Origin of the sequence: Bartonella sp. TT119HLJHH (assembly GCF_042193385.1) — a bacterium.
GTDB lineage: Bacteria > Pseudomonadota > Alphaproteobacteria > Rhizobiales > Rhizobiaceae > Bartonella.
In genome coordinates this window covers 1-8,909 of the sequence record NZ_JBHILS010000024.1, presented here as the reverse complement: position 1 = coordinate 8,909, position 8,909 = coordinate 1, and the positions used below count along the sequence as shown (strand labels likewise).

The 8,909-nt window shown below is 38.0% G+C and carries 6 protein-coding genes; all 6 read left to right on the top strand.

Annotation, left to right across the window (positions count from 1 at the left end; translation table 11 throughout):
* The coding region (locus ACFIJL_RS08090) for a tyrosine-type recombinase/integrase (protein WP_375624109.1) at window positions 1-936 on the top strand (936 nt) is incomplete at its 5' end.
* Between the two features lie 207 nt (window positions 937-1,143).
* Window positions 1,144-1,344: an AlpA family transcriptional regulator gene (locus ACFIJL_RS08085; RefSeq protein WP_142417295.1), complete on the top strand. Its 201-nt coding sequence runs from the start codon at window positions 1,144-1,146 to the stop codon at window positions 1,342-1,344.
* A 140-nt stretch (window positions 1,345-1,484) separates the two neighbouring features.
* Window positions 1,485-2,318: a toprim domain-containing protein gene (locus ACFIJL_RS08080; protein WP_375624107.1), complete on the top strand. Its 834-nt coding sequence runs from the start codon at window positions 1,485-1,487 to the stop codon at window positions 2,316-2,318.
* Between the two features lie 5 nt (window positions 2,319-2,323).
* Complete coding sequence (locus tag ACFIJL_RS08075) at window positions 2,324-2,455, top strand: hypothetical protein (protein ID WP_375624105.1); 132 nt, start codon at window positions 2,324-2,326, stop codon at window positions 2,453-2,455.
* Entirely contained in the window at window positions 2,406-3,905 is a 1,500-nt protein-coding gene (locus ACFIJL_RS08070) for a YfjI family protein (protein ID WP_375624103.1), read from the top strand. Before ACFIJL_RS08075 ends, ACFIJL_RS08070 begins: the two co-directional genes overlap by 50 nt.
* 578 nt (window positions 3,906-4,483) lie before the next feature.
* The coding region (locus ACFIJL_RS08065; RefSeq protein ID WP_375624101.1) for a DEAD/DEAH box helicase at window positions 4,484-8,909 on the top strand (4,426 nt) is incomplete at its 3' end.

Here is an 8,909-nt window from a genome sequence, read left to right as displayed (position 1 = left end):
GGGCGTGACCCCATTAAAGAACGCGATAAACAAAAGCGTGAGGCAATAAGCAATCTCCATTACTTAAAAGATATTGCTCTAGATGCTTTTGAAAGTCGTAAAGCTGAATTAAAAGATGATGGTAAGGCTGGAGACTGGTTTTTACCTTTACGGCTTTATATTCTGCCCAAATTAGGCTGTCTGCCGGTTTCTGAGATTACACAAACAGAAATACGCAATGTTCTTACTCCCATTTGGCATTCAAAAGCTGCAACAGCAGAGAAAGCACTGAATCGTCTTAATATATGTCTCAAACATGCGGCTGCCTTAGGATTAGATGTTGATTTACAAGCAACAACAAAAGCACGTGCTCTTTTAGGTAAACAACTCCATAAAACACAAAATATACCAGCCATGGATTGGAAAGATGTTCCTGCCTTTTATCAGACACTCAGTAAAACGATAACAATGACACATTTAGCTTTGCGCTTGCTTATTCTGACAGGGGTTCGTACACGCCCTTTACGTTATATCCATAAAGATCAGATTGAAGGTGATATCTGGACAATCCCTGCTGAAAATATGAAAGGAAAGCGTGATACGACAAAAGAGTTTCGTGTGCCTTTATCAACAGAGGCATTAGACATTTTAAAACAAGCGCGCTCGCTTTCACGCAATGATTTCTTTTTTTCTGCAACTGGTCGAGGTCCTCTTGGTGAGAATTGCATGTCACAATATATGCAACAGATTGGACTTGAAGCACGTCCGCATGGATTTCGCTCTAGTTTACGCGATTGGCTTGCTGAAACAACCGATGCCCCCTATGAAGTCGCTGAAACCATTCTAGGTCATACAGTTGGCGGCAAAGTAGAGCGTGCCTATCGTCGTACTGACTATCTAGAACAGCGTCGTGTCTATATGGATAAATGGGCGGCATATGTCACTGGTCAATCTTAAGATATGGGGTGCATAACCCCATGATCTGTGGATAACTTTAGCTCTCTTCTCTCTCATTCTTTCTCAATAAGATTCATCACGTATCACATCAGAAATTGTATAATAAAATATTGTTTTCTATAAATAAAACATCTTTCTAAATGAACCAAAATGTGGTTAATAAATAGTTATGATTTGTTCTCATTTTTTGATAGAAAGGATTTTAGTATGATAGAAAATGATATTCTTTTGACAGACCGTGAAAGTGCAAAATTGCTTCATATGAGTGTATCAACATTCCGCCGTCATGTGACCAATGGCTCTCTCCCCAAACCCCTAAAATTTGGTTTTTTATCGCGTTGGTTACAATCGGATCTTATCAATGTCATCGAACAAGCAAAACAGCAACGTCAAAGTGACGCGGCATAAAAAAAACCTTGTCACGTAAGGACGGACAAGGCTTTCTCAAACTCATTACCCTAGAGTTAGCATAATCCGTCCTATGGTGCAATATTCATAGGATAAAAACATGTTTTCTTAATATAAATGCTCGGGGCATCACAAATGCCTTGCATGGGGTTTGGCATGGATATTATGGGATAGCCCGTTGTCCTGCTCATGATGATAGGCTGCCTAGCTTATCCCTTACCAATGGACATGATGGGCGCCTTTTACTCACTTGTTATGCTGGCTGCTCTTTTAGAGAGATCATACAAGCGCTCATCAGAATTGGCTTGCTTGGAAAACAAGCTTATGATCAGACGCTTTCTTTATCAAAACAGATTTCTGCTGATCTCAAACGAGCAAAACAGAAAGCAGAGAGAGCAAAAGCAATTTGGCAACAATGCCAACCAATCAAAAATACTTTAGCAGAAACCTATTTACGTATGCGGGGTATTACATGTGATTTGCCTGCTGATTTACGCTTTCACGACAACTGTCCGCACCCATTAGGGATTACACTGCCCGCGTTGGTGGCTCTTGTTAAGGGTGCTGGCTCCTTTGCTATTCATAGAACCTTTTTACAAGCCAATGGCTGCAAAACAGATCAGAAACCAGCAAAAGCCATGTTGGGATCTGTAATGGGCGGTGCTGTGCATTTAAGTCAAGCCAATCCAAAACATCTGGTTATTTGTGAAGGCATTGAAACGGGGCTGTCTCTGCTGTCTGGGTTGTTATCAGAGCCCGTGAATTTATGGGCGTCTCTTTCAACCAGTGGCATGATGCGTATGAATTTACCCCATACAAAAGGACATCTGACAATTGCAATGGACGGCGATGATGCGGGTCGTAAAGCAGGTTTTACCCTAGCTGCACGTGCTTATAGCCAAGGCTTTGAGGTCTTTATCATGCAAGCCCCTAACGCTTTAGATTTCAATGATTTTCTCTATTATTCAAGGTAAGTAATATGACAAAAGATAATCAAAATATTTTAGAGAGTAATACCCCTGTCAATGATAACGATAATGCTTGTTTAAAAGCCATTCCTTATGAACAAGCCTTGCAACAAAACGGTTGGGGGGGAATTAAAACCACTTGAATATACTCTCTTACCCGTCGAGCCTTTTCATGCTGCGCAAATGCCTTTAACTTTAAGTCGCTATGTTTATGACGTTTCAGAGCGTCAACAAGCTCCAATGGATTTTATTGCTGTCTCTGCTTTATGCGGTTTGGCGGCTGTCATTGGTAATGGCGTGCGGGTTGCTCCAAAACAATATGATGATTGGACGATTGTCCCTAATCTCTGGGGCGCTCTTATTGGTCAATCATCAACATATAAAACACCAGCCATGAAAGCCGCTTTAGCGCCCATTACTTGCCTTCAAAAGCAATGGTATAAAGAGTGGTTAAAACAGAAAGAAAAACAAGAAATTGAAGAGAGATTTGAAACTTTAGACAAACGAGAAAAGGAAAAACAAGCCCATAAAGCGATCAAAAAAGGAGATCTTGAAACAGCCCGTGCTCTTTTGTCTGAAGCCCCTTCTAAAGATAATACACATGATGATGATGTCTCTCGTTTTATTGTCAATGATGTGACGGTTGAAAAGCTTGGGGAACTCTTAAAAGAAACCCCCCGTGGTCTCTTAATGGTTCGTGATGAGTTATCTGGTTTTTTAACCAATCTAGAAAGAAAGAAATATCAAACAGACCGTGCTTTTTATCTCACAGCTTTTAATGGAGATGATCAATTTACCTATGACCGTATCGAGCGGGGAACCATTTTTATCCCCCATGTAACGTTATCAATAATTGGAGGCATTCAACCTTCACGAATTATTCCCATCATTCAAGCCATGCACCATGGAATAAACGATGACGGTTTATTGCAACGGTTTCAAATGATTGTGTGGCCCGATGAAAATCAAGAATGGAAATTGATTGATAGACCGCCCAATCAAGAGGGCTGGCAAAAGTATGAAGGTGTTTTTCGCTCTTTTCGTGATAAACGATTAGGTTCTCCAGAACACCCGCTGATCATGCGTTTTATGCCAAAAGCACAAGAGAAATTTTATGAATGGTTAGAAAACCTTCATAGAGAAGCAAAAGGGGGTCGTTTCTCCGAAAGCTTACAATCGCATGTTTTAAAAATGCCAAAGACCATAGCAAGCCTTGCGTTAATTTTTGAACTTCTTGATAGTGGTGGTTTTGAAATTGGTCTATATGCCATTACAACAGCATTGCGTTGGGAAAAATATCTATTAAGTCATGCAAAACGTCTTTATGCGGCGAATGATACATTAACAGCAGAGCGTGCAAAATTAATTGTTGAACGCTGTGATCATTTACCCGATATTTTTACAGCAAGGGATGTTTATAAACGTGATTGGAAATGTTTAACAGACAATCAAACCGTTAAGCAAGCTTTAGAGCTTTTATGTCGTTGTAACTATATTCGTGAAATCTCTGGAGAGAATAACTCCCAAGGCGGTCGACCTACCATACGTTATGAATGGCACCCCTTAGTGAAAAGTCATAAGACATCACACTGAGGCAATTTGGAAATCTTATAAAACATTAAACAATATAACAGTGAACCTTTAAAGCACTCCCCATCATTAGTTATGGGGGTTATGGGGGTTCTTTTTACCCCTCTTTATATATATTTTTTAGTCAAAAATAAAAGTTATTATATTTCAAGTGGTTAATATTTTACAGATCTAAAAAAACAACCTATATCGACATTACAACCTATAAATTCAACCAATAATATATGTTTTGTAGGTGTTTTGGGGGGGTTAAAAACAGACAAAACCTATCTATAAAATAATTCATAAAACTTATCAAAATACTCATTATGATGTTTTAAAGTCCATGGTGCATTTGTCTTGATTAACAGGTCAATTAACACATCAAATAAACAGCAAATTTCACTATTTTGCTGATCTTATCCCATGTCATGGGCTGTGGATAAACAGCATTAAAAAAAACTTTTGAAAAAAATTTATCCGCTTTTTAGCATTTTCCGAATTTTTCACACTATTCATTCAAAATGGATTTAATAAGCTTCATTTTGATTCTTTTGAAGAGAATTAATCAATAGAATATATTGTCATGGAGTTTATTCTTTATGCTTCGCCCTCATCATTCTGATCATGAACATGTCTCTTTACGCTCTCTCTTAGAATATTATCGTCAACAAGCAAAATCACCTCGTGAATTGGGAACATTGTTTGAAAATCTTGTCATGGCTTATCTTATGCATGACCCTCTTCATTATGGACGCTATGAAAAGGTAGAAACCTATTATGAATGGGCTGAAGAGCGTGAAGGTTGGAATAAAAATGATATCGGCATTGATCTGGTGGGAAAGCTTCGTCATCAAGAGGGATATGTGGCTATTCAATGTAAATTTTATAAAGCTGACCATCAGATCAGTAAAAAAGATATTGATAGCTTTATCGCTGCCTCTGGAAAAGACATCTTTAAATATCGTCTTCTCGTTGATACCACAGAAGTGGAATTAAGTGACAATGTGAATGCCATGATTAAAGGACAAGCGATACCCGTTTATCGTACTGACCTTCGTCATATGGAAAACAGTCGGATAGATTGGCAAATATTTGCAACAAAACAAGAAGTTCTTCTGAAATCAACAAAAGAGCCTCGTCCACATCAAGAAGAAGCCATCAAGAAAGTCTGTGAAGGGTTAAAAGAAGCAGATCGTGGCAAGCTAATTATGGCATGTGGAACGGGGAAGACTTTCACTAGCCTTAAGATAGCAGAAACCATAGCAGGAACAGGCAAGCGTGTGTTGTTTCTGGTTCCTTCTCTGGCTTTAGTTTCGCAAACAATCCGTGAATGGACAGCCGATGCACAAGTCCCGTTGCGTTCCTTTGCGGTTTGTTCTGATACGAAAGTAGGCAAGCGTCGTAAAAACCAAGATGATATTGTTGGCATGGAAACATCAGATCTTGTTCTCCCTGCTACCACGGATGCGAAAGCCCTTGCCAAAGAAGCTTGCGAAAACCTAGCAGATGCAATGACGGTCATCTTTTCAACCTATCATTCTATCCAAGTGATTTCGGATGCACAAAATACCCATGGGTTACCTGAATTTGATCTGATCATTTGTGATGAAGCCCATAGAACAACTGGTGTTGTGTTGGGAACAGAAAAGCATGAATCTGAATTTATCAAGGTTCATGACAATAGCATTATTCGAGGCAAAAAACGCCTCTACATGACAGCAACCCCAAAGATCTTTAGTGACAAGCTGAAAAGGAATGCTTTCTTATCCAATAACGTTTTGGTGTCCATGGATAATGAAAAACTCTATGGCAAACAACTTTACACTTACAACTTTTCACGTGCTTTAGAGGATAAGCTGTTAGCACCTTGTAAAGTTATCATATTAGTTGTCAATGAAAAAGAAGTAAGCCAATCCATTCAACATCTGATTACCGATAAGAATTATGAACTTATTCTTGACGATAGGACCAAGATTAATGGCTGTTATAGAGCTCTTACTAAAATGGATCTGAAACTTGATCTTAAAGATGACCCCAACCCCATGCGTAGAGCTTTAGCTTTTTGCAAAGATATTGAGACTTCTAAACGCATATGCAAGAGATTCAAAAAAGAAAAAGTGCAAGAATCTTTGCGCGCTCTTCATAAAAACTATAAAGATACTCCTCCTCTTAACTGTACCCTTGCCCATATTGATGGAACCTTTAGTGCTAAAGAGCGTACAAAACAACTTGAATGGTTAAAGGAAGATGCGGGGGAAAATACGTGTCGTGTACTTACCAATGTACGCTGTCTTTCTGAAGGTGTTGATGTTCCTGCTCTTGATGCCGTTCTATTTTTACACCCGCGCAAAAGTCAAATTGAGATTATTCAAGCGATAGGACGTGTCATGCGTCGAGCAGAGGGTAAAAAAAGAGGCTATATCATTCTACCCATTGGGATACCCGCTGACATTCCGCCGGAAATAGCCTTAGAAAACAACCAAAAGTATAATGTCATCTGGCAAGTTCTCAATGCTTTACGTGCTCATGATGATAACTTTAATAAAATAATTCACCATATGCACAAAAAACAAGACGTAAGCGATGCTCTTGAAATCGTTGCTGCTTCTCAAGAACTTGCGTTAGAAGATACGACTATAGTTATTGATGATTTACCTATACGCTCAAAATTAGAGTATTCAGGACTTAATATTGGGTTAGCAACTTACGAATCCTCTCACACATGTGAAGAACAAGGAGAACTCCCCCTTTTTTCTAAAAGTAAAGATGTCATTAGAACTGCTATTGTTAATAGATTTTACGACCCTAGCTATTGGAAAAAATGGGCAATAAATGTTGGTGATCTTGCTCAAACTCATATCACACGCTTAACTGAGGTTTTGACGAAATCAGAAACTGAAACACGGCAGGTGTTTAATGATTTTATGACCGAATTACGTAGTAATTTAAATACAACTATCTCCGAAGAAAATGCGATTGAAATGCTTGCGCAACATCTTGTGACGCGTCCAGTCTTTAATGCTTTATTTGAGGGGCATCAGTTTGTTCAAGAGAATCCCGTATCTTGTGCTTTACAACGCGTACTCAATACCCTTGATAAAGTTACTCCTAAAGAAGAATCTCAAGATCTCAAAAATATTTCTAAGAGTGTACAATTTTACACCCGCGGAATTACCACTCTTGAAGCACAACAAAGCTTAATTGTAGAGCTTTACAATGAATTTTTCCGTTATGCTTTTCCGCGTACAGTAGAAAAATTAGGCATTGTTTATACTCCCATTGAGGTTGTTGATTTTATCATTCATTCTGTTGATGATGTGTTGCGTCATGAATTTGGAAAAAGTCTAGGATCACGTGGTGTTTCTATTCTTGACCCTTTCACTGGAACAGGGACCTTTATCACACGGCTATTACAATCCAATCTCATCAAACCAGAGGATATGGAATATAAATACCGTTATGATATCCACGCAAATGAGATTGTCTTGCTAGCCTATTACATAGCAGCCATTAATATCGAAGCAACCTATCATGGTCTTATGAAAGGAAATTATATCCCTTTCAAGCATATTGGTTTGACTGATACGTTTCGAATGATTGAAAAACAAGATCTTATGGAAGGTATACTCAAAGAAAACAGTGAATATTTGGAACATCAGAAAAATTTGACTATCGAAGTTATCTTCGGCAACCCGCCTTATTCAACTGGTCAAAAAAGTGCTAATGATAATGCGAAGAATACCCCTTATCCCATATTAGATAATCGTATCAGTGAAACTTATGCTGCTCAATCTGAATCAATCAATATGCAAGCACTTTATGATAGCTATATACGAGCAATTCGATGGGCAAGTGACCGTATAAAAGATTGTGGTATTATTGGTTTTGTGACAAACGCAGGGTTTATTAATGCATGTTCTTTAAATGGTTTAAGAAAATGCCTCGTTAAGGAATTTAGCAGCCTTTACATTTTCCATTTACGGGGTAATCAACGAACCTCTGGAGAACTTTCGCGAAAAGAAGGTGGTAAGATTTTTGGTTCTGGATCACGTGCTCCCATAGCTATCTCTATTCTCATAAAAAATCCAGAATCTCAACAGCGTGGGAAAATATATTTCCGTGATATTGGAGATTATCTCACAAGAGAAAAAAAGCTTAAGACAATTAAAAAATTTGGTAGCATTGATGGTATTACACAGAGCAAACAAGGTTGGCAAATAATTATACCGGATAAGCATAATGATTGGCTTGGTCAACGTGATGACAGTTTCAAGACATTCCTAGCTTTAGGTGATAAGAAACCTCATAGTAAAAAACTGTTTGAGATTTATTCTTGTGGTCTAAAAACCAATCGTGATGCTTGGGCATACAATGCAAGCAATGAAACTCTCGCGAAAAATATGAGTAATATGATTACTTTCTACAATAGTGAAGTGGAGCGTTTTAATGGTGTTTATACACATAATGACGGTAAAACAGGTACTAAAACTGTAGACAATTTTGTTAATGCCGATGAAAGTAAAATTAGTTGGAGTATTAATCTTAAGAAACATTTAACTAAAGGAAAGATTTTTGAATTTGAAGATACATGCCTTATTCAAAGTTTATATCGTCCTTTTACACAACAATGGCTCTATTATAATCGTGCCTTTAATGAAATGGTTGCTCAAATTCCATGTATATTCCCGATGGAACAAGCGGTTGAAAATAGAGTAATACAAGTGACAGGCGTAGGTGCAATGAAAGGTTTTTCTGTACTAATGAGTAAGGATTTACCTAATTTTGATTCAATAGAAAAAAGTCAATGCTTTCCAAGATATATTTACGAAGATACTACGGTCTCAAAAAGTAAAAGTGAGAAACAATCCCATTTATTTACAGACTCTATAGAGGAAAACAAAACTGCTGGTTTACAGAGGCGTGATGCCATTACGGATGAGGGATTAGCACATTTTAAAGCCGCTTATCCTAATCAAACCATAACAAAAGATGATTTGTTCTATTATGTTTATGGGATTTTACATT

What these genes read in the sequence shown, in the direction of transcription:
- ACFIJL_RS08085 (WP_142417295.1), top strand. Translation starts at nt 1,144, where the DNA reads ATGATAGAAAATGATATTCTTTTGACAGACCGTGAAAGTGCAAAATTG.
- ACFIJL_RS08075 (WP_375624105.1), top strand. Translation starts at nt 2,324, where the DNA reads ATGACAAAAGATAATCAAAATATTTTAGAGAGTAATACCCCTGTCAAT.
- ACFIJL_RS08070 (WP_375624103.1), top strand. Translation starts at nt 2,406, where the DNA reads ATGAACAAGCCTTGCAACAAAACGGTTGGGGGGGAATTAAAACCACTT.